Annotated in this window: 16 protein-coding genes; 5 read left to right on the plus strand and 11 right to left on the minus strand. The window is 71.4% G+C overall.

Annotated features, from left to right (window positions below):
* Window positions 1–106 precede the first annotated feature (106 nt).
* Window positions 107–1,345, plus strand: a complete 1,239-nt coding sequence (locus tag HZF19_RS05440) for an acyl-CoA dehydrogenase family protein (protein ID WP_208027743.1) — start codon at window positions 107–109, stop codon at window positions 1,343–1,345.
* A 27-nt stretch (window positions 1,346–1,372) separates the two neighbouring features.
* On the opposite strand, the gene HZF19_RS05445 is transcribed toward HZF19_RS05440, so the two are convergent.
* Window positions 1,373–1,951 (minus strand): LPXTG cell wall anchor domain-containing protein, encoded by a 579-nt coding sequence (locus HZF19_RS05445; RefSeq protein ID WP_208027744.1) that lies wholly within the window; start codon window positions 1,949–1,951, stop codon window positions 1,373–1,375.
* Window positions 1,952–2,146: 195 nt separating this feature from the next.
* Here HZF19_RS05445 and HZF19_RS05450 point away from each other — a divergent pair, with 195 nt between their 5' ends.
* Window positions 2,147–3,466 (plus strand): lipopolysaccharide biosynthesis protein, encoded by a 1,320-nt coding sequence (locus HZF19_RS05450; RefSeq protein WP_208027745.1) that lies wholly within the window; start codon window positions 2,147–2,149, stop codon window positions 3,464–3,466.
* Here the strand turns inward: HZF19_RS05450 and HZF19_RS05455 are convergent.
* Window positions 3,457–5,139, minus strand: a complete 1,683-nt coding sequence (locus HZF19_RS05455) for a tyrosine-protein kinase domain-containing protein (RefSeq protein WP_208027746.1) — start codon at window positions 5,137–5,139, stop codon at window positions 3,457–3,459. The two genes, HZF19_RS05450 and HZF19_RS05455, sit on opposite strands and share 10 nt — an antisense overlap.
* A gap of 88 nt (window positions 5,140–5,227) precedes the next feature.
* Here HZF19_RS05455 and HZF19_RS05460 point away from each other — a divergent pair, with 88 nt between their 5' ends.
* From HZF19_RS05460 to HZF19_RS05470, 3 genes are read left to right on the plus strand one after another with little or no spacing between them, the layout of a single operon-like run.
* A complete protein-coding gene (locus tag HZF19_RS05460) occupies window positions 5,228–6,289 on the plus strand; it encodes a glycosyltransferase family 4 protein (protein WP_208027747.1) in 1,062 nt (353 codons plus the stop codon).
* Complete coding sequence (gene asnB, locus HZF19_RS05465; RefSeq protein WP_208027748.1) at window positions 6,290–8,095, plus strand: asparagine synthase (glutamine-hydrolyzing); 1,806 nt, start codon at window positions 6,290–6,292, stop codon at window positions 8,093–8,095.
* The gene (locus tag HZF19_RS05470) at window positions 8,092–9,288 is read left to right on the plus strand and encodes a glycosyltransferase family 4 protein (RefSeq protein WP_208027749.1); all 1,197 of its coding nucleotides are present in this window, start codon (window positions 8,092–8,094) and stop codon (window positions 9,286–9,288) included. Before asnB (HZF19_RS05465) ends, HZF19_RS05470 begins: the two co-directional genes overlap by 4 nt.
* Here the strand turns inward: HZF19_RS05470 and HZF19_RS05475 are convergent.
* The 9 genes from HZF19_RS05475 to HZF19_RS05515 are packed head-to-tail and all read right to left on the minus strand — an operon-like array spanning window position 9,236 to window position 20,947.
* Entirely contained in the window at window positions 9,236–10,819 is a 1,584-nt protein-coding gene (locus tag HZF19_RS05475) for a DUF8712 domain-containing protein (protein ID WP_208027750.1), read from the minus strand. The genes HZF19_RS05470 and HZF19_RS05475 overlap by 53 nt on opposite strands.
* Complete coding sequence (locus HZF19_RS05480; protein WP_208027751.1) at window positions 10,816–11,667, minus strand: glycosyltransferase family 2 protein; 852 nt, start codon at window positions 11,665–11,667, stop codon at window positions 10,816–10,818. The genes HZF19_RS05475 and HZF19_RS05480 overlap by 4 nt, the downstream gene beginning before the upstream one ends.
* The gene (locus HZF19_RS05485) at window positions 11,657–13,777 is read right to left on the minus strand and encodes a bi-domain-containing oxidoreductase (protein ID WP_208027752.1); all 2,121 of its coding nucleotides are present in this window, start codon (window positions 13,775–13,777) and stop codon (window positions 11,657–11,659) included. The genes HZF19_RS05480 and HZF19_RS05485 overlap by 11 nt, the downstream gene beginning before the upstream one ends.
* Window positions 13,774–15,666, minus strand: a complete 1,893-nt coding sequence (asnB, locus tag HZF19_RS05490; RefSeq protein WP_208027753.1) for an asparagine synthase (glutamine-hydrolyzing) — start codon at window positions 15,664–15,666, stop codon at window positions 13,774–13,776. Before asnB (HZF19_RS05490) ends, HZF19_RS05485 begins: the two co-directional genes overlap by 4 nt.
* A complete protein-coding gene (locus tag HZF19_RS05495) occupies window positions 15,666–16,556 on the minus strand; it encodes an NAD(P)H-binding protein (RefSeq protein WP_208027754.1) in 891 nt (296 codons plus the stop codon). Before HZF19_RS05495 ends, asnB (HZF19_RS05490) begins: the two co-directional genes overlap by 1 nt.
* 14 nt (window positions 16,557–16,570) lie before the next feature.
* On the minus strand, window positions 16,571–17,836 hold the full coding sequence (locus HZF19_RS05500; protein ID WP_208027755.1) for a glycosyltransferase family 4 protein: 1,266 nt from the start codon (window positions 17,834–17,836) through the stop codon (window positions 16,571–16,573).
* Window positions 17,837–17,839: 3 nt separating this feature from the next.
* Window positions 17,840–18,907, minus strand: a complete 1,068-nt coding sequence (locus tag HZF19_RS05505) for an MraY family glycosyltransferase (protein WP_208027756.1) — start codon at window positions 18,905–18,907, stop codon at window positions 17,840–17,842.
* 38 nt (window positions 18,908–18,945) lie between these two features.
* Window positions 18,946–20,094, minus strand: coding sequence for an acyl-CoA dehydrogenase family protein (locus tag HZF19_RS05510; RefSeq protein ID WP_208027757.1), 1,149 nt, complete (start codon window positions 20,092–20,094; stop codon window positions 18,946–18,948).
* A gap of 10 nt (window positions 20,095–20,104) precedes the next feature.
* Window positions 20,105–20,947 carry a glutaminyl-peptide cyclotransferase gene (locus HZF19_RS05515; RefSeq protein ID WP_307781141.1) on the minus strand — a complete coding sequence of 281 codons (843 nt, stop codon included), beginning with the start codon at window positions 20,945–20,947 and terminating at the stop codon, window positions 20,105–20,107.
* Window positions 20,948–21,006 lie beyond the last annotated feature (59 nt).

Raw genomic sequence — 21,006 nt, forward strand, 5'->3', positions numbered from 1 at the left:
AGCTGTCGGATTGGAGCCGTCCAGCTCGTCCCCTACGGTGTTGGCGGTCCGCGTGCACGGCACATCGATCGGAGGGTCTCGGCCAGAGACCGAGGAAGGGGGCAGCGTGTTCGAGTGGAGCGACGAGCAGCTGATGCTGCGCGATGCGGTCCGCCAGTTCATCGAGAAGGAGATCGTGCCCGTGCACGATCAGCTCGAACATGGTGACCTCCCGCCCTACGCCATCCTCCGCAAGCTGTTCTCCACCTTCGGGATGGACGTCGTCGCTCGCGAGAACTTCAAGAAACGGATCGACTTCGAGCGCCGGGTCGAGGAGGCCCGGGCCAAGGGCGAGCCGGTGCCGGAGAAGCCGGCGCGCGACGGGGGCACCGACCCGTCGTTCACCATGATCCCGATCATCGAGCTGTGCCGCTACTCACCCGGCATGGTCACGGCCATGGGGGTGTCGATGGGTCTCACCGCGGCAGCTATCAGCAGCCGGGGCACCATCCGCCAGAAGGAGCGCTGGGTGCCCGAGCTGCTCACGCTGGAGAAGGTGGGCGCCTGGGCGATCACGGAGCCCAACTCCGGTTCGGACGCGTTCGGTTCGATGAAGTCGACCGCCCGCCGCGACGGCTCGGAGTACGTGTTGAACGGTTCGAAGACGTTCATCACCAACGGTCCCTACGCGGACACGATCGTGTTCATCTGTAAGCTCGACGAGGGCAACCCGCCCGAGGAGCGCAAGATCCTCTCGTTCGTGCTCGACCGTGGCATGCCTGGTCTCGAGCAGTCCAAGCCCCTCCGCAAGATGGGGCTGCACAGCTCTCCGACCGGCGAGCTGTTCCTCTCGGACGTGCGGGTGGGCACCGACCGGCTCATCGGTGAGACCGAGGACGTGCCTTCCGGGGGACGTGAAGGGGCGAAGGACACCTTCTCCATGGAACGCTCCGGGGTGGCGGCAATGGCCCTCGGGATCATCGAGCAGTGCCTCGAGGTGTCGGTGGAGTACGCGAAGAACCGCGTGCAGTTCGGCCAGCCGATCGGGAACTTCCAGCTCATCCAGGAGAAGCTGGCCCGCATGGAGGTCCACCGGCTCAACGTGCAGAACCTCGTGTTCCGCTACATCGAGATGAGCCAGGCGGGACGCGGGCTCACGCTGGCCGAGGCCTCGGCGATGAAGCTGTACGCGGCGCGCGCCGCGGTGGAGGTGGCGATGGAGGCGGTGCAGCTCTTCGGCGGCAACGGCTACATGGCCGAGTTCAAGGTGGAGCAGCTGGCCCGGGATGCCAAGGTCCTGCAGATCTACGCCGGCACCGACGAGATCCAGATCACCCACATCGCCAAGGACCTCCTCCGCCGCTGACCGGCGGCTGCTCGGCGGAGGGTGTGGTCAGGCGTCGCTGCCGACCGTGGCCCCGGCACGCTTGCGGGTGGCGAGGACCAGCAGGCCACCGGCGGCGACCAGCAGGACCCCGGCTCGGAGCAGGTTGCCGTTGTCGGAGCCCGTCCGAGGCAGCGTCGTCGTGCCCGTGGTCTGCACCGTGGTGCCGCCGATGGTGATCGACACGCTGAGGACGGTGGTGCCGTCGCTGGCCTGGATGACGACGGTCCCGGCCGTGCACGGCTCGGCGATCGTCCACACGAAGGAGAAGGTCCCGCTGGCATCGGTGGTGACCGTGCCGATGGCGCCACCGCCCTCCTGGGTCAAGGTCACCGGGGCGTTGGGCTTGAAGCCCGTGCCCGTCAACGTGACCGAGCTACCGCAGGCCGGTGCAGGGTTGCTGACCGTGAGGGTCGCGCCGCCGGCGTAGCCCTGCTGCGCCTGCACCACCGGGGCAGCGGCGACGACGATCAGGCCTGCGAGGAACGTCGCCAAGAGGAGACGGGTGGTCCGCAGAGCTCGCATCTGGGTGTTGTCCTCCGTCTGTCGGGCGGTTCCGTCGCGTCCCGCCGGTGACACGAACTTCACCAGTGTGACCTGCCGATGGCGTCATGTCCAGCCTTTCCGTGGTCGACCGACCCGCCACGGTGCGGATGGGAGCCGGGAGCGAGACCCGCCGGAGCGGGGCCGGAGCCCTGCTACGGTCTCGCCGATGCCGGCCGGAGCCCCTCTCGGGACGGTGGCGTGGTCAGCGAGCCAGCCCGGCGGATGGGGCGGTGCCCGATGAAGGGTGGTGCCCGTCTCGGTGTGGGCGTTACCGCTGCGGCGAACGTGACCCTCGCCGGGCTCAACGCCGCCAGCGGGGTCCTGCTGGCCAGATCGCTCGGACCGACCGGTCGCGGTGAGGTGGCCGCGATCCAGCTCTGGGGCTTCCTGCTGGCGACCGTTGCCGTACTCGGCACCACCGATGCCGTGGTCTACTTCTCCGCCCGGCGATCCGAGCGAGCGGGCACCTTCGCCACCTCTGCCGCGGCGCTCACCATGCTGGCAGCCCTTCCCGTGGTGGCCGCCGGCTGGGTGGCGATGCCCGTGCTCCTCGCCTCGCAATCGCCGGACACGGTGCGCCTGGCGCGGCTGTTCCTGCTGTTCGTCCCGCTCTACGCCGTGGCCAACCAGCCTGGCCAGGCGCTCCGAGGCCTGTCGAGCTTCACCCGTTGGAATGTCGTGCGCCTCCTGCCTTCGGTGCTGTGGGTCGTCGTGGTCGTGTCCGCCATCGCGACCGGCAACCGGTCACCTGGCTTCGTCACCGTCGGGTTCCTGTTGGGGTGGGTGCTGAGCTTCGGGGTCTCGGTGGGCATGGCTCGCCCGGTCGTGCGCCCGCCCTACCGGGTGGATGTCACCTCATGGGGCCCGATGTTGCGCTACGGCCTGCCGCTGATGCTGGCGTCGATCCCGCAGTGGTTGAACGTTCGGCTCGATCAGCTCCTGCTGGCGGCGTTCGTCCCCAGCGAGGAGCTCGGCCTGTACGTCGTGGCCGTCGCCTGGGCCGGGCTCGTCACGCCGCTGGTCAACGCTCTCGGCGTGGTGCTGTTCCCACGCCTGGCGGCAGAGCAGGATGAGCAGGCCCGTGAGCAGGTGCTGTTCCTCGGCATCCGGGTCACGGTGCTGGTCACCGCCGGCCTCGTGCTCGCCGTCGGGGTGCTCACGCCGCTCGCGGTGCCGCTCTTCTTCGGGGGAGCGTTCGCCGCCGCGATCGGTCCGGCAGCCATCCTGGTGGCCGGCAGCGGCCTGCTGGCCACCAACTTCGTGCTCGAGGAGGGCTTCCGTGGCCTCGGGCGGCCCGGTGACGTCCTGCGGGCCGAGCTCGGCGGGCTGGCGGCGACCGCGGTGCTCCTGGCAGCGCTGCTGCCCCGCCTCGGCATCCTCGGTGCGGCCCTCGCGTCGCTCGGTGGCTACCTGATGACGACGCTGCTGCTCCTGCACGGGCTCCGCCGCACGGTCACCGGCGGGGTGCTCAGCCGGTGCGTGCCCCACCGCCAGGACGTCCGTGAGCTGGTGGCCGGTGTCGCCTCGCTGGCCCGGCTGCGTCCCGCTCAGGGTTGAGCGGTCGCCTCCGGGAAGCGCTCCGCATGGTCGCCGTGGCCGTTGCCATCGACGGGGCGGGCGCGCCGGGTCGACCGCCGCTGGCGGCGGTCGAGCTCGCTCGAGTAGCCGTACCCGTAGCCGTACCCCCGTTCGGCGGGCCCGGCGTTCATGACCACCCCGATCACCGGCGCGTCCACCTGGCGGAGGAGCTCGAAGGCGCGTTGCGCCTCCTTCTTGGTCGTCGAACCCGCCGCCACCACGACGATCACCGCATCGATCACATCGGAGAGCACCAGCGCGTCCGACACCGGCAGCACCGGCGGGGTGTCGATCACGACGATGTCGCAGGCCTCCTTGATCGAGTTGATCAACTCGACCGCTCGCCGGGTCGAGAGCAGCTCGGAGGGGTCTGCCGGTGTGGGGCCCGATGCCAGGACCCGCAGGCGATCGAGCCCGGGGACGGCCTGCGTGGCGTTCACCAAGGGGACATCGCCAACCAGCACGGAGGTGAACCCCACGGCGTTCGACAGTCCGAAGAAGTCGTGGACCCGTGGACGCCGCAGATCGCAGTCGATGAGGATCACCCGTTGACCGGCCCGGGCCAGGGCGACCGCCAGGTTGGTGGCCGTGGTCGACTTGCCGTCCTGGGAACGCGGGCTGGTGACCTGCAGGGTTCGCAACGGCCGATCCAGGCCCGCGAACTGCACGGAGGTGCGCAAGGTGCGGTAGGCCTCGGCGGTTGGTGAGGACGGGTGCTCGAGCGAGACGAGCATCGCGTCGGAGCGGTTGCGCCAATCCGGGACGCGGGGAATGACGGCGAGCACCGCGGCGCCACCGGTCACCGCCGCGACCTCCGCTTCCCCCTTGATCGAGTCGTCGAGGTACTCGAGGAGCAGGGCGGCCGCGACGCCGAGGAGCACACCGAGGAACAGGCCTCCGAGAGCGTCACGGGGTGGGTTGGGACGGAACGGGCGCTCGGGCGGGGTCGCGGGAGCGACGATCTCGGGACCCCCGCCGCGGGCGAGGTCTGCGCCGACCTCGACCTCGTCGAGGCTCTTCTCCAGGGCCGCCTTCTGGGTGATGAGCGAGTCGCGCCGGACCCGCAGGCTCGCGGCCTCGGCGGATTGACCGTCGCGATCGGAGCTCGACGGCAGGCGGGCGAGCTGGGCGTCCAACTCTTCGATCTTGGCGTCGAGGTCGGCGACCTTGCCCTGGATAGCCTCGGCGGTCGCCAGGTACTCGCGCAGCATGCCCTCACGGCGAGCGTCGATGTAGGCCTGGGCGTACGCATTGGCGATCTCCGCGGCCCGTTGAGCGTCGGCACTCACCGCCCGGACCTGTAGGACCGCGCCCCGACCGATCACGGACGCCGACGCGGTCGCCGGGAAGCCGAGTCGGTCACGAGCGAGGTCCCGAACAGCCTGACCATTGAAGAACTGCTGCTCGATCTCACCGGCGAGATCCGGCGTGATCCGCCCGCTCGATTGCTCGAAGCCGGTCGACAGGGACTGCTTCTGGATGAGGATCTTCGCCGTGGCGGCATAGAGGGGAGTCTGGAGGAAGGACAGCACCAGCGCCGCCGCCGTGCAGACGGCCGTCACGATGATGATGACGAGCTTGCGACGCTGGAGGATGCGCAGGTAGTCGCGGAGCTCGAGATGCGCGGCGCCGCTCGGGACGTTCGAGGCCATGCACGTGTCAGCGTAGTCTGTGGCATTCCCCCCGGAAGCGGCCCGCGGAGCGTCGAGGATCGTCGGTGATCGTCTCAGCGATGGTGTGGTGAGCGGGGCGCCCCGCATCCTCTTCATCGGCTCCGACCTGCACGGGGTCGGGGGCATCCAGCGGTACTCGAGCTGGATGATCGATGCGCTCGATCGGGTCGGACCGTGCGAGATCGTGGATCTCGAGCTGGAGCCGACCGGGGGGACGCCGAGGTCGAAGGGGAGGGCGGCCGCCCGGGCGCTCGCCACGTGGCGCCGGATCCGGCCGCAGGTCGTGGTGCTCGGCCACCTCTCGTTCGCTCCCCTGGCGTTGCCCCAGCGGCTTCGCGGCCGGCCGGCGGTCGCCGTCGCGTACGGGATCGAGGTGTGGGGGGCATCGTCGCCGGTCGCCCGCGGCACGTGGCGGGCACTCAGCGAGGTGTGGCCGATCTCGTCGTTCACCGCCACGGAGCTGCGTCGGATCGAGCCTGGTGCCCGGGTGGGGCCGGTGCTCGGCGGAGGGCTCGACGACTCGTTCTTCACCGGCCGGCGCCTCGAGCGGGAGGGCTCGCGCCTGCGGATCGTCGTCGTGGCCCGCCTCGACGACCTGGCCTACAAGGGCATCGACACCTGCATCGAGGCCACCGAGCGGGCCGCAGCCAGCATCGACGTCGAGCTGCGGCTGATCGGTGACGGTCCGGCACGCCGCCAGCTCGACGCCCTCGTGCAGCAGCGGGGTCTCACCTCGATCGTGCGCTGCCTGGGGCCACTCGACGACGATGCCCTGCGCCGCGAGTACGCGGAGGCCGGAGTGGTCGTGAGCGTCAGCCGGTTCCGTCGCGGCGACCCGCCGCAGGGGGAGGGCTTGGGCATCGTGGCGCTGGAGGCCGGGGCCGCGGGGGTCCCGGCGATCGTCTCCTCCGTGGGAGGGGCGGTCGACACCGTCATCGACGGCACGACTGGGCTGCTGGTCCCGGCTGGTGACGCCGATGCCCTCACCCGGGCCCTCGTCGAGCTGGGTCGGGACCCGACTCGGCGGGCGAGGATGGGCCGGGCGGCGCGAGCCTTCGTGCACGAGGTGCACGGGCGGGATGCGTTCCGAGCCCGGGTCCGCGAGGCGGTGCACGGGGTGGTGGGCTAAGTGTGCGGCATCGCGGGCGTCCTCGACACCGATGGTCGAGGGGTCGAGCTGGTGGAGCGGATGAACCGCGCCCAGACCCGGCGGGGTCCCGACCACGCCTCGGTGGCACGCGCCGGACCCTTCGTCCTCGGGAACACCCGGCTGGCGATCAGGGACCTGACGCCGGCGGGGAACCAGCCTTTCACCAGCCCGGACGGCTCGATCACCGCAGTGTTCAACGGCGAGATCTACAACTTCCGCCAGCTGGCCACCGCACACGGCATCGAGCTGCGCTCCGGCTGCGACGGCGAGATCATCCCCGCGCTCTGGGCGCGTGAGGGCCCCGCGTGCCTGGCCCGGTTCCGTGGGATGTTCGCCATCGCACTGGTCGACCAGCGTGCCGGCCGGCTGTTCCTCGCTCGCGATCCGTTCGGCATCAAGCCGCTGCACTGGAGGCGGGAGGGCGCCACGGTCGCGTTCGCCTCCGACGTGCGGGTGCTGGAGTCCTTCGGTGCCCCGCCCGACCTCGACCCTGCCGCTCTGTGGTCCTTCCTGCGGTTCGGCAGCATCCCTGCTGACCGCTCACCGTTCGTCGGGGTCGAGGCGGTGGCGCCGGGAGCGTGTATCAGTATCGGCGCTGACGCGCAGGTGCGGGACGAGGGGCGAGTACCCGCCATGGAGCCATCCCTCGACGGGAGTGGCATCACCGCGGCGCGAGCACTCGGCGAGTCCATCCGATTGCACCTCGAGGCCGATGTCCCGACCGCGCTGCTCCTCTCCGCCGGTGTCGACTCCTCGCTGCTGGCGGCGGTAGCGGCCCGGCTCGGCCGGCGGCTGCACTGCCTGACCGTGTCCGGCTTGGGGTCTGCGGACGAGAGCGCGATCGCCCGCGCCACCGCTCAGTACCACGGCCACCGGCACACCACCGTCCGGGCCGAGATCGACGAGGGCACCGTCGACGAGTTCCTCGCGTCGATGCAGCGACCGAGCATCGATGGGCTGAACACCTTCCTGGTCTGCCGAGCTGTGCGGGGAGCCGGGTACAAGGTCGCCCTGTCGGGGCTCGGCGCGGACGAGGCGGTGGGCGGCTACCGCCTGGCGGCGTCGTTGCGATGGCTGCCGGCGCTGCGGTCCCTCGACCGGGTGCCCGCTGCTGCGGCCATGCGTGACCGGGTCGTGCGGGCGGCGCGGTCGCGTTCGCTGATCGGGGACAAGGCGGTCGGACTGTTGCTGTCGGGTGGGCCGAGGTCCCCGGAAGGGTTGGTGCGCCTCCAGCGGGAGCTGTTCCCCGTGGCCACCGTGGAGGCCCTCCTCGGGCCGCCGTACGGCGCCGAGGATCTGGACGAGCGCGCGCGAGTGGTCCATTCGGAGCGGCCGGGACCGCGTGACGGCTACGCGCGGATGGCGGCCGCCGAGCTCACCACCTATCTGCAACCGATGCTGCTCGCTGATGCGGACGCGTTCTCGATGGCGTCCTCGGTCGAGCTGCGTGTGCCCTACGTGGATCGGGCGTTCTTCGCGGCGGCCACCCGTGGTCGGCGACCCCTGGGCAAGGGGGTACTGGTCCGGGAGCTCGGTGACGGCTACCTGCGCCGGCTCGCCCGGCGGCCGAAGTCCGGCTTCTCGCTGCCGATGCGTGGCTGGCTGGAGGACGGGGTCCTCCGCCAGGTGGTCGCCGACGCCTGCTCGCCCACGGCACCGGTGTGGTCGCACCTCGACCGCCGGATGGGCCTGCCGATCCTGCGGCGGGCCGGGGCCTCGCCGCGCTGGTCGGAGTCGTGGGCCATCGCGGTGCTCGACGGATGGCTCCGGAGGGGCCGGTCGTGAGCGATGTCGTGAGCGACGGCACGCCGCTCAGTGGCGGCAGGGACCTGGAGGTGCACGTGAACGCGGTCGGCGCGGTCATGGGTGGCGCGGCTCGCCATCTCGGCCCCTTCCTCACCGCCCTGGCCGAGCGCCGACCTCGCTGGGAGCTGGTGGCCTGGGTGTCCCAGGACATCGACGAACTCATCGTCCCGTCCGGCGTGCAGGTCAGGACAGTGCCCCGGGTGGGTCCGGCGCGCCGGGTGTGGTGGGAGTCCGTCACGTTGCCTCGGGTGCTCCGGGCCGAGGGAGCGGACGTGCTGGTGAACCTGACCAACTCGGGACCACTCCGCCGTTCGGTGCCCTCGGTGCTCTACCAGCGTAACCCGATCTGGTTCGATCCGACGTGGGTGCGTCGCCACGGCCCCGGCCGTTTCCGCTTCGAGGCCGCCCTCCGCCGGTGGTTGGCGTACGCGCAGATGAGGGTGGCGTGCGCGGTCGTGGTGCCCAGCCGGGCGATGGCCACGTATCTCGGCTCCTGGCGGGGCATGACCCCGGAGGTGCGGTCGCGGCTGGTCGCCGTCCCCCACGCGGTCGACCCCGTCGAGTTCCCGTTCGCCGAGCGGGCCTGGCCGCCTGCGCAACCGCTGCGCCTGCTCTCGGTGAGCCACGGCGCGCCCCACAAGAACCAGGAGCTGCTGCCGGCGCTGCTCCGGGTGCTCGCAGACCGGGGCGTCGACGCCACGCTCGATCTCACCGTGGCCCCGCAGGACGCGCCGGCCTACGTCGAGCGAGTCCGGCGCCTGGCCGTGGCGTGCGGGGTGGAGGACCGGTTCCGCCTGCTCGGGCGGGTCCGGGAGGTCCGGGACCTGTACGCCACCGCGGACCTCATGGTGCTGCCGTCGTTCACCGAGTCCTTCGGCTTCCCGGTGGTGGAGGCCATGGCCTCCGGGTTACCGGTGGTCGCGTCCGCCATCGGCTCCTCGATCGAGCTGCTGGGCGACCACGGTTGGTTCTTCCCGCCGGACGATCTGCAAGCGGCTGCCGATGCGGTGATGGCGGCCCTCGCAACCCCCCCGGGCCGGATGGCCGCCAGCCTCGAGGCCGCGTCGGGCGTCGCCCGTGGGCTGAGCTGGCGGGCGAATGCCGACGCCCTGGCCGGGATCATCGAACGCTGCGCGGCTGGCCGGCGGACTCCTCGGGCTTCTCGGCGCTGACCCAGCGCATCAAGGGGTAGAGCAGCAGACCGAAGGGGAGGGAGAGGAACAGACTCAACACCCCGGACTCGATCGCCCCCATCACCGAGAAGGCCATCAGCACCCCGGTGAGCAGGACCGGCACCCGCTTGGAGCGCAGCACGAAGCCGGCGACGGTGAGGTACGCACCCATCACCATCGCCACCGCCAGCATGAACCCTGTGCCCCCGGCGACGTAGGCCTCGGCTGCGGGAGAGGGGTTGACGCTGGTGATGAAGTCCGACGCGCTGATGAGCTCGTAGCGCCGGCCCACCTCGTTGGCTGCGTTGTACGTCGGTTTGGACGGGTCGAGGAAGCGGGGGATGAGCACTCTGGGCAGGTTCTGGTAGGTCGAGTACCCGTAGTAGGGGTAGCGGTCCGGCACCCAGGTGACGAAGTACCCGAGCTGGTCGCTGTAGTTCGCGAAGCGGTACGCAGAGTTGGCGAGCACGTTCTCGTCTGCTCGGGAGAGGTCCTCGGCCACCAGATCGAGATAGGTGAGGCCGAGCTCGGGTGCGCTGCCGTCGATCCCCATCGTGTTCCGGGCGGTGCGGAACTCGGTCTTGGAGATGTTGACCAGAACCAGTGCCACCGCACCGAGCAGGAGGAACAACCACGGGATGTACCGGCGGTAGGCGACGATGAGTACGAGCAGGACGTATGCCGGCAGTGCACTCTCGTAGAGGACCGCGGAACCGAGGCCGCTGATGACGTAGAGGATGGCCGCGAGCAGTAAGGCTATGCGCTGGAGCGGGGGCAGGATCCCGTCGAGCCAGAAGCGTGCCAGCAACACCCCACCACCGACCCCGGCCAGCTTCACCAGAGTCGTGAGACTCCCGAACGAGGAGCTGAGGCCGAGGACCTGGATCGCCCCGGAGGTCAGCAGGCTGATGGCGATCAGCACCCAGGCCCGCACCATCGCCGAGCGAGCCAAGATGGGCCGCTCGGGTGGCGCCTCGCCAGGGACGAGCCGGGCCAGGACCCGTTCCAGCCCGGCGCTGGTCGCGACGAGTACCACCGTGAAGAGGGTGAGGTAGGCGAAGCCGACGGTTCGTACGGCGACCGTGAAGGTGTCCGCGTAGATCAGAGGAGGCTGCGCGAGCAGCGCGGCGACCAGCAGGTAGACGAGCTGGACGACGAGGTACAGCTGGACGAGCGGGAAGATCATCGTCCGCTGGAGGCGAAGCAGCCTCAGCCCTGCATAGGTGGCCCCGATGCTGGCGAAGGCCCAGAGCCGGGTGTCGAGCGGGAAGCCCGGTTCGTTCCGCAGGAGCAGCACCACCGCGACCCCGATGAACAAACCCGCTCCCGCTCGCCGCCAGCCCGGCAGGCAGAGCAGGGAGATGACCAGCCAGGCCAGCGCGGCGGTTCCCAGGGCGGCTTCGAGCGAGTCGGGTCCGAGCCAGTGCACCAGCCCCGCGGCGGCGATGACGAGCAGGTCGTAGGCCGCCCCGACGAGTTGGTTGCCGGCGCTCGGGGCTGCCGCGGGCCTGACCTCGAGGGGGGCGGTCACGGTCCGCGCCGCCTCAGTTCGTCGGCCTTCAGGTCGATGCACAGCTCCTGCCAGGCCTCGAACAGTGCCCGGTCGAACCCGGCCCGGCCGTCGAGGAAGCCCCCGAGCGCGAAGTAGCTGGTGAGGAAGCGCAGCGCCGGACGGGCCGGCAACCGCTCGTAGACCCGTTGCCGGAGGAATCGCCGGCGAAGCGTCGGGTCGCGCCAGGCACCGAGCACGCTGGGTCCGCGGCCCCCTTGCTGGCCGGCCAGCCGGGCCTGCGCTTCGAGGGTGGAGTAGCGGTTGTGCTTGTCGATGTAGGCCGTCCAGGAGTCGACGTCGCCGTGCTCCAGCCAGCCGTGCATGCGGCTCACCCGGGCATCCCGGGGGATCACCAGGTGCTCGTTGACCCCGCGGTCCTCGTAGCGGGTGGCACCGGCCCGCACCAGCCGGGCGAGCCAGATCTCCCCGAAGCCGCCGTGCCGCAGGACCCGCCCGGCGAAGCGCGTACGCCGCCGGACGAGCACCACGTCGGCAGCACACTGCCGGGGGTCGAACGCCGCCAGCTCCCGATGGAGTTCCCCGCTCAGCCACTCGTCGGCGTCCATGGTGAAGATCCACCGCCCGCCGAAGCGGGACGCGATCTCCCCGAGCGCCCAGTTGCGCTGGTCCGCGTACCCGGTGAACGCCCGGCGCACGACCGCTGCCCCCGCGGCCTGGGCGATGGCGCAGGTGCGGTCCGTGCTCTCGGAGTCGACGACCACCACCCGGTCCACCGCCCCGGTCAGTGATCCGATGGCGCGCCCGATCCGCCGCTCCTCGTTCAAGGTGAGTACGCAGGCGACGAGGCCGCGGTCGTCACCCGGCACGGCTCGCCCCTCCACCCAGGGCTGCGAGCGCATGCAGCGTGGCGCGGGTGGTGGCGATGGCGGCATCCGATGCGCTCCGATCGCCGGTCCGCAAGGCCTCGCGCAGGGCGAGCATCTCGGCCTGGTGGCCCTTGTCGCGAGGGCGGATCGCGGTCTCGCGGCCGTCGAGCACGACCGTGCGGAAATCGACGATGGTCGCCGTGTGACCCCGGCCGAGCACCTCGACCCGCTCCTTCTCGGTGGCGGGATGGCCGTCGCTGGCATAGGTGATCGCCCCGGTGGAGCCGTCGGGCCAGCCCAGGGCCACCACCAGGTCCCCGATCGTCGCCAGTTCCTGGCCGTCGCCACCACCGCCGATCGCCGTCACCCGGCTGGGGGGTGCCCCGACGATCGCGGCGCAGGTGTCCACGAAATGGCAGACCTCGCCCAGGAGGCGGCCACCCTGGCGCCGATCGGCGAGCCAGTGCCCGGCCGGCAGCGGGCCGGCGTTCACCCGGTAGGTGATGACCAGTGGGCCGCCACCAGCGCCGAGATGTTCGCGGACCATCGCCACCGGTCGCGACCAGCGCCGGTTGAAGCCCACGAACAGCACCCTGTCGCTCTCGGCCAGCGCGGCCTCGACATCGGCCAGCTCGTCCTCGGTCAGCGCAAGGGGCTTCTCGGTGAACACGTGCTTGCCCGCCCGCAGAGCTGCCGCGGTGAGCTGAGCGTGCTGATCGTGAGGGGTGGCCACCACCACCAGGTCCACCGCCGGGTCGTCGATCACCGCCCCTGCCCCGGACACCGCCTTCTCGAAGCCGCGCCGCGCGCCCAGCTGGACGGCCGAGAGCCCCGATGCGGAGCTGACCGAGACCAGGCGCTCGAAGCCGGCGGCGAGCAGCGCGGGGACGAGGACCGTGCGGGCGAAGCCGCCCGCGCCGATGAGCCCCACCCCGAGGGTGTCGCCATCGGTGGCTGCCCGCAGGCGGATGGGCTGGTCGGGCGAGGGAGCGGCGGGATAGGTGAGCAGCACGCCGACCACCTCGCTCCGGTCGTCCTCGAGCACCTCGTAGGCTTCGTGTGCGCGTTCGATCGGGAACCGGTGGGTGACCAGATCGGCGACGGCCAGGCGGTCGCTGGCGAGGAGGTCGAGGACCGCTTCCAGGTTGCGGCCCTCGGTCCAGCGGACCTGGCCGGGGGGGTAATCGACGCCCCAATCCTCATAGGAGCGGTCGTAGCGCCCGGGACCGTAGGACCGAGCGAACCGCACCGTCAGCTCGGCTTCGTAGAAGGGACGCCGATCGAGCTCGAGGCCTACGTCGCCCACGACCACCACCACGGCCCGGTCACGGCAGCGGGCGGGCACCGCGGCCATCACCGACGGCGAGCCCGACGCGGCGGCGACCACCACCACGTCAGCACCCCGACCGCGCGACCACTCCCTGACGAGACGGTCGGTGGCCTCCGCTCGCTCCACGTCGGCGGCCGCGCCAGCCAGGCGCGCCCGGTGCACCGCGCCCGGGTCGAGGTCCACGCCGAACACCTCCGCGCCGGAGGCGATCGCTAGGCGTACCGCGAGCTGGCCGATCAGCCCGAGCCCGACGACCAGCACCCGGGAGCCGGCATCGACCCCTCCGAGGCGCAGACCGTGCAGCGCGATCGCAGCGACCGTGGTGAAGGCCGCGTCGGTCGCCGGCACCGGCTCGGGGACCGGCGCGCACAGCAGCCCTGGAACGGCCTGGTACTCGGCGTGGTTGGCGTGGCCTCCCCCGGCGGTGGCCACCAGCATCCCCGGTGTGATCCCGGCCACGGCGGAGCCGACCTCGACTACCTCACCGGCGGCCGAGTAGCCGAGCGGGACGTCGCCGCCGAGGCGGTCGCGCACCGCCTGGGCGGCGGCGACGATCCCGTCCGCGCGTGCCTTGCGCAGCACCTGACGCACGAGATCGGGCCGGGCCCGGGCCTTGTCGAGGAGGTTGGAGCGCGCCAGGCGGGTGACCGCGCGCTCCGTGCCGGCCGACAGCACGCTGGCATGGGTGCGCACCAGCACCTCGGTGGACCCGATGGTGGGCCGGGGCACGTCGACCACCCGCACCGCGCCACCGGAGATCGGCTGCACCACCTGCTTCATCCACGCTCCCCACGGCGGCCGTACGCCTCGAACCAGGCACCGAAGCAGACCAGCGCCCACGCGGCCAGGGCCAGGTCCTGGCGCCCGGTCGCGGCATCAGCGTAGATCCGCCGGGCCGCCTGCCTGGTCAGCAGACCGGTGTCGGCCGCCGCCTCCACCCGCTCCGCCAGCACGGCCCGGGACGGGCCTCGGACCCAGCGACGAACCGGACCGCCGAAGCCGGTCTTCGGGCGGTCGATGACCGAGTCGGGCACCATCCCCCGGGCGGCCGCGCGGAGGGGCTGCTTGCCGGTGCCTCCGCCGACCAACACGGTCGGGTCCGCCGGCGCCACGAGGGTGACCAGCCGCTCGTCCAGAAGTGGGACCCGCACCTCGATCCCGGTGGCCATGGCCGCCTTGTCGACGTAGGCCAGGTTGAGGTTCGGGAGGAACTGCGTGCGATCGAAGTGCAGGGCCTCACCCAGCTCCGCGCGATCCAAGCGGGGGCTGAGGTCGTCGAGCTCCGCCGTCGCCTGGCTCGCGGCCGCGGGGACCAGAGCGGCCAGCTCGTGATCGGTGAGCTGGCTCATCATCCGCCAGTAGTGGGGCGGGGAACCGCTGCCGCAGGCTCGGGCCAGCTTCTGGAGGTTGCGGCGGGCGCCGTGGAGCGGGCCGGCCCGCCCACCAGCGAGCGAGCGGGCACCGGTGGCGAGAGCCCGGCGGGCCGGTGGGGGAAGGGACGCGAGCCGCCGGGCGTGGCGCAGCGCCGCGTGGCGTGGATACCCGGCGAAGAGCTCCTCGCCGCCGACCCCGCTCAGCAGCACCTTGTCAGGGCTCGCCCGGCACAGTTGCCACAGAGTGAGTGCAGCCGGGTCAGCGACAGGGTCGTCGAAGTGGGGAGCGAGCTGCTCGAGGACGCCGAGCGCTGCCGATGCCTCGCCGTCGACCCCCACTTCCCGCAGATCGAGTGCCGGATCCGCTCGTGCCACCTGGCGGGCGAATACCAGGTCATCGGGAACCGTTTCGAGCCGCTGGCTGGCCGCGTCGTACCCGGCGGTGAGCCCGATGAGCGGCCCGCTCCGGTGCTCGAGCACGAGCCGGACCAGGAGGGTCGAGTCGAGACCGCCCGAGAACAGCACCCCGACGTCGACGTCGGCGAGCAGCTGCCGCACGGTGGCCTCGCGCAGCGCTCGCCGTAAGGGGGCCACCTCGAGCGGTGCAGCAGCCGGCACGGGCATCGTCCAATAGGGACGATCGGTGAGGTGGCCGTTCCGGAAGACGAGCGCGTGCCCCGGCTGAAGCTTGCGGATCCCCTCCCACGGCGTGCGGGGATGGGGGATCCACAGGAGGGTGAGGAACTGGGCCAGGGCGACGTGGTCGAGGGTGGCACCGAGGCCGGGACGGAGCGCGAGCAGGGCCCGCGGTGCGGAGCCGGCGATCAGCTCACCGTCCTGCAGCGCCCAGTAGAGCGGCTTCACCCCGGTGCGGTCCCGGGCCAGCAGGACCCGGCCCCGGCGCTCGTCCGCCAGAGCGAAGGCGAAGATCCCCTCGATGCGGTCGAGCACCGCGTCGCCCCACTCGAGCCAGCCCCGCAGCAGGACCTCGGTGTCCGAGCGGGAGCGGAACCGCACCCCTCTCGCTTCCAGCTCACGCCGGAGTGCGGGCGCGTTGTAGAGCTCCCCGTTGTAGACCAGCGACACCCCCCGTTCCTCGTCGACCATGGGTTGACTGGCAGCTTCGCTCGGGTCGAGGACGGCCAGCCGCCGATGGGCCACCCCGCCCCGCAAGCCGCCGTGCTCGAAGACCCGCTCACCCGATCCGTCAGGGCCTCTGGTGGCCAACGACGCGCCGGCGCGCGCCAGGTCGGCGTGATGCACCGGCCCGCCGAACACCCCGACCCAGCCACACATCAGGGACGTGACCGGCCGGCGGCTGCGATGAGCATCGCTTCCTCGCTGATGCCGGCATCGAACGGTCGGGGGTTGAAGCCCAGGTCGTGGCGAGCCGCGCTGATGTCGAAGGCCTTGTCCTCCTCGAGGCGCTCGAGCTGCTCGGCCCGTAGCCGCGGGCGGGGGGTGAGGCGCTCGTAGAGGCGCAGGGCCGCGATCGCGGGCGCGAGGGGGAAGGGGAGCACCCGCGGCCGGCGGTCGGCGGCCCGGTACGCCTGCTCGATCACGTCCCGTAGGGTCAACGCTCGCGGCCCGGCGAGGTCGTAGATCTTGCCGACGGCCACCGCGCAACCCAGCGCGGTGACGATCGCCGCCGCGAGGTCGTCGACGTGCACCGGCTGCTGGAGGGCTCGGCCGTGTCCCGGCACCACCACCACTGGCGAGCGTCGTGCCAGCCACAGGAGTCGGGCCATGTTCCGATCGTCCGGGCCGCCGTAGATCATCGTGGGGCGCACGATGGTCCAGGCCAGCGAGCTGGCTTGGATCACCCGCTCCGCCTCCACCCGGACCTGGCGGGACGGGGCCGGCAGGCGGGTGAAGATGGAGGTGGTGGACACGAACAGCGCCCGACGCATTCCCGTGTCCTCGGCCGCGGCGACGACGGAGGGGGCGTGCCCGAAGCCGAGCGAAGCCAGGCTGACGAGCACGTCGGCCGGTGTGCACCGGAACGCCTCGTCGACGCTCGCCGGCCGGTCGAGGTCGCCGTCGATCGCGATGGCACCCAGGGCGGCGACGGTCCGCGCCGCCTCGAGGCTGCGGGCCAGTGCCCACACCTCGTGCCCGCCAGCCACGAGGAGGGGGATCACGCGGCGACCGAGGAAGCCGGAGCCACCCGTCACGAAGATCTGCATAGGGCGGGCAGACGTTATCCGGCGGGTGGTGAGCCGACCGCAGGGTGGGCGAGCGAGAGCAGGATGTCGTGGTAGCGCTGGGCCAGCTGCCGCCGGTCGAAGTGCTCCTCGACGTAGGCGCGGGCCTGCCGGCCCATGGCGGCTCGGCGCCGAGGATCGGACGCGAGGTAGCGCAGCGCGCGGGCGAGCGCCGCGGGATCGTCGGGATCCACCACGACGGCACCTGCGGCGCAGAGGATCTCACGGGCTTCGCCTCGCACCGCGCCGACCACCGCTTTGCCCGCGGCGAGGTACTCGAAGATCTTCGAGGGGATGAACGAGGCGAACAGCGGCACGTCGCGCAGCGGGACGACGCAGATGTCGGCGGCGGCGAGCAGGTCCGGCACCTGCTCGTGGGGCACGCCCGGTGCGAGCAGGAACGAGTCGAGGCGGAGCTCGTCGACCCGCGCCCGCAGCTCGCGCTTGGCCGCGCCCTCGCCGACACAGACGAAACGGAGGGGAGCGTCACGCAGGAGCGCCGCCGCCTCCGCGAGCGTGGTCAGGCCGTGGGACAGGCCGTGCGCGCCGGCGTAGAGCACGATCACGTCGCCCGGCTCGGCCCCCCACCGGCTGCGGATCCCTGTGGTGCCGGAGTCAGGGTCGGTGGGGTCGCGGGGCCGGAACTCGGCGAGGTCGACGCCGTTGCGGATCACGTGCACCTTCGACGGGGGGATGCCTCGCCGCACCAGGTCCTGCCGGAAGCCCTCGCTCACCACCACGACCGCGGTCGCGGCTCGATACGCCGCCAGCTCGGCGCGCTCGAGCAAGCGGATGAGGGTGGGGTTGGTGAGCACCCCGAGCTCCACGAAGATCGCGGGCCACAGGTCTCGCACCTCGACCACGAACGCGGCCCGCTTGATCCGGGCGAGCAGCCAGGCGGCGAAGATCGAGAAGAAGGTCGGCGAGGAGACGACGACCACGTCGGCCGGTCCCGTCACCCGCCAGCCCAGCAGGACCGAGCTGACCATGAAGCTGAGATGGCCGATGGTCTTGCGCAGGACGCCTTCGTTGGGGGTGGCGTAGAGCCAGGTGCGTACCACGCGGCAGCCGTCGCGCCGTTCGATCACCCGGAGGCGGTGGCGGTAGCGCGGGGGGACGACCCCGGTGGGGTGGTTCGGCATCCCGGTGAGGACGCACACCTCGTCGCCGGCTCCCGCCCAGTGTCGGGCCAGCCCGCTCAGCCTGGCCTGCGGCGCGCCGATCTCTGGTGGGAAGTAGTGGCTGACGAGCAGGAGGCGCACGAGCTAGCTGATGGCGCGGTCGTGGAGGTCGACCTCGATCGGGGTGGGTCGGTGCGGGGCGGTTCGGGTGGGACACAACGAGGGTCGGTCGCCCGGAGTGCGTCGCGCCAGCAGCGCGGGAAGCGCGAGGTACCCCATGGCGACGGCGCCCATGGCGGCGTCGGCGACCGCGCGGGCCAGCACCGAGGGTCCGAGGCTCACCAACCCCAACGCCGCGCAGGTCGCGGAGGCTGCGGTCACCAGCGAGGCAGTGCGCACATGGCCCCAGCCCCGCTCGATCAAGCGCTGGTAGACGTGCTCGTGGTGCGACTCCCACCAGCGTTCGCGCCGGGCGATGCGCGATCCCAGGGTGAAGGTGGTGTCGGCCAGGTAGATCACCAGCGGGCCGAACGCCGCTTCGGCAGGCACGTCGCTCACCAGCATCATGAGCACCACGAACGCGGCCCACCCCCCGAGGAAGTAGCTGCCCACGTCACCGAGGAACACCCGCGCCCTAGGGAAGTTGTAGGGCAGGAAGCCGAGCCCGGCCGCGGCCAGGACCCCCCCGGCCAGGCTCACCAGGGGGAGGTCCTCGATCAGGCCCACGGCGACGAAGGTCGATCCGCTCACGAGGGCGGACAACCCCGAGATGCCGTTGATCCCGTCCATGAAGTTGAAGGCGTTGACGTAGCCCATCATCCAGACGACCGCCCCCACGGCGAGCACCATCCGCAGGCCCCACGGCAGAGACACGTTGTTCAGGAACCAGGGAAGGCAGAGGGCAGCGCCGATCAGCTGCGCGCCCAGTCGCGGGAAGACCTCGAGGGTTCGCAGGTCGTCGATCAGCCCCACGACGGCCAGGATCGACACCGCGACCAGCATCGTCGTCAGCGACCCGGCGTCACCGCTGTTGCCGATCACCATGCCGGCGACCGCGGCGATCGCCACCGCGACGCCCCCGCCTCGCAAGGTCCGATCGACGTGGGAGGACCGTTCGCTGGGCACGTCGTAGGCCTCGATTCGGCGCAGCAGCACGATCGCGAGGGGGGTGAGCCCGATCGTGAGGGCGAGCGTGAGCACCGCGGGGACCACGGCGGCAGCGTAGTGCTGCGCCGGAACCGCAGGTGCCCTCAGAGACCTAGCGAGCGCCCGATGATCTCCTTCATGATCTCGGTGGTGCCGCCGTAGATCGTCTGGATCCGGGCATCGACGTAGGCGCGCGCGATGGGGTACTCGAGCATGTAGCCGTAGCCGCCGTGGAGTTGCACGCAGGCGTCCACGACCCGCTTCTGTAGCTCCGTGCACCACCACTTGGCCTCGGCCGCCTCCTCAGCGGTCAGCTCGCCGGCATCGAGGGCCTCCACGCAGCGGTCCACGAACACCTGGGCGATGTCGATCTCGGTCTTCATCTCGGCCAGGCGGAAGCGGCTGTTCTGGAACGACCCGATCGGCTGGCCGAACGCTTCCCGCTCCCGTGCGTAGTCGAGGGTCCAGGCCAGCGCCTGCGCTGCCGCGGCCACCGCCGACATGGCGATCGACAGCCGCTCCTGGGGGAGGTTGTCGACCAGGTGGAGGAAGCCCGCACCTTCCTGGCCGAGCAGGTTGCTGGCCGGCACCTCCACATCGGTGAAGAACAGCTCGGCGGTGTCCTGGGCATGGAGGCCCACCTTGTCGAGGTTGCGGCCCCGTTCGAAGCCGGTCATGCCGCGTTCGATCACCAGCAGGCTCATGCCCTTGTGCCGCTGGGACGGGTCGGTCTTCACCGCGGTGATGACCAGGTCGGCGTTGATGCCGTTGGTGATGAAGGTCTTGGACCCGTTCACCACGTAGTGGTCGCCGTCGCGGATGGCCGAGGTCCGCATCGACGCCAGGTCCGAGCCGATGGTGGGCTCGGTCATGGCGATGGCGGTGATCAACGCCCCCGAGCACATGCCGGGCAGCCACCGGGCTTTCTGCTCGGCCGTCGCCAGCGAGAGGAAGTAGGGCAGGCAGATGTCGTTGTGCAAGGTGATACCGAGACCGCTGCCGGCGACGCCGGCGCGCTGGATCTCCTCAGCGATGATGAGGTTGTAGCGGAAGTCGTCGACCCCGCCGCCGCCGTACTCCTCTGGTGCGGCCATGCACAGGAAGCCCGCCTCCCCGGCGGCGAGGAACAGCTCTCGGGGCACGATGCCCTCCTGTTCCCAGGTGAGGTGGTGAGGGGCGATCTCCTTCTCGACGAAGGATCGGAAGGATCGGCGGAACAGGTCGTGCTCATCGGTGAAGAGGGCGCGGCGCATCGACCGAAGGCTAGGAGCCGGCCGGCTCGAAGGTGACCTCGAAGACCTTCGGCCAGAGCTTGCCGGTGAGGAGGAACACACCGCGCTCCCGATCGAAGGCGATGCCGTTGAGGACGTCGGCCTGCTGCGCCTCCTCGGAGGTGAGCAGGCCGGAGGCGTCGATCACGCCGGTGACCCTGCCGGTGGCCAGGTCGATCCGCAGGATCTGGTCGGTCTGGAAGACGTTGGCGTAGACGGTGCCGTCGACGCACTCCAGCTCGTTGAGCTTCTGGACCGGCTTGCCGTCGTTGGTGACCCGCACCCGATCGAGCAGCTCGAAGCTGTCGGGGTCGCGGATGGCGAGGGTGCCGGAGCCGTCGCTCATCACCAGGCGTCGGCCGTCGTAGCAGAGGCCCCACCCCTCACCCTCGTAGTCGAAGTCCTCCACCGGTGCCAGGGTGCCGGCGTCGTAGACGTGAGCCACACCGTCCCGCCAGGTGAGCTGGACCAGGCGGTCGCCCACCCTGGTGAGCCCCTCGGCGAACTGCGAGCGGTCCAGGTCGCGCCGCTGGAGCACCTCCCCGGATTCGAGCTGTACCCGGCGCAGCGACGAGCGGCCCTCCAGCCCCGTGCTCTCGAAGTACGAGCTCCCGTCCGCCAGCTCGAGACCCTGGGTGAACGCTCGGGGGTCATGCGGGTACGACTGCTGTACCCGGACGGTGAGCTGTTCGGGCGGACCGTCCGGAGCGGTCGATCTGCCCGGCGAGCTCGACGGTGACGGCGAGCCGCAGCTCGCAGCGAGGAGCGCGCACGCTCCGACCACGACCGCGGCGAGGATGATCGGGCGGCGGATCGCAGCTCGGAGGCTCGGCACGGCATCGATCTTGGCATGCTGCGATCGGCCACCTCGGCCGCGGCCCGGGGGCAGGGCTC

It is taken from the genome of Rhabdothermincola sediminis, from assembly GCF_014805525.1.
GTDB lineage: Bacteria > Actinomycetota > Acidimicrobiia > Acidimicrobiales > Acidimicrobilacustridaceae > Rhabdothermincola > Rhabdothermincola sediminis.

Excerpts from the sequence above, each read along its gene's own strand:
- HZF19_RS05455 (WP_208027746.1), bottom strand. The coding sequence starts at position 5,139 with ATGGCCTCGAACGTCCCGAGCGGCGCCGCGCATCTCGAGCTCCGCGAC.
- HZF19_RS05495 (WP_208027754.1), bottom strand. The coding sequence starts at position 16,556 with ATGCAGATCTTCGTGACGGGTGGCTCCGGCTTCCTCGGTCGCCGCGTG.
- asnB (WP_208027753.1), bottom strand. The coding sequence starts at position 15,666 with ATGTGTGGCTGGGTCGGGGTGTTCGGCGGGCCGGTGCATCACGCCGAC.
- HZF19_RS05510 (WP_208027757.1), bottom strand. The coding sequence starts at position 20,094 with ATGCGCCGCGCCCTCTTCACCGATGAGCACGACCTGTTCCGCCGATCC.
- HZF19_RS05485 (WP_208027752.1), bottom strand. The coding sequence starts at position 13,777 with ATGAAGCAGGTGGTGCAGCCGATCTCCGGTGGCGCGGTGCGGGTGGTC.
- HZF19_RS05450 (WP_208027745.1), top strand. The coding sequence starts at position 2,147 with ATGAAGGGTGGTGCCCGTCTCGGTGTGGGCGTTACCGCTGCGGCGAAC.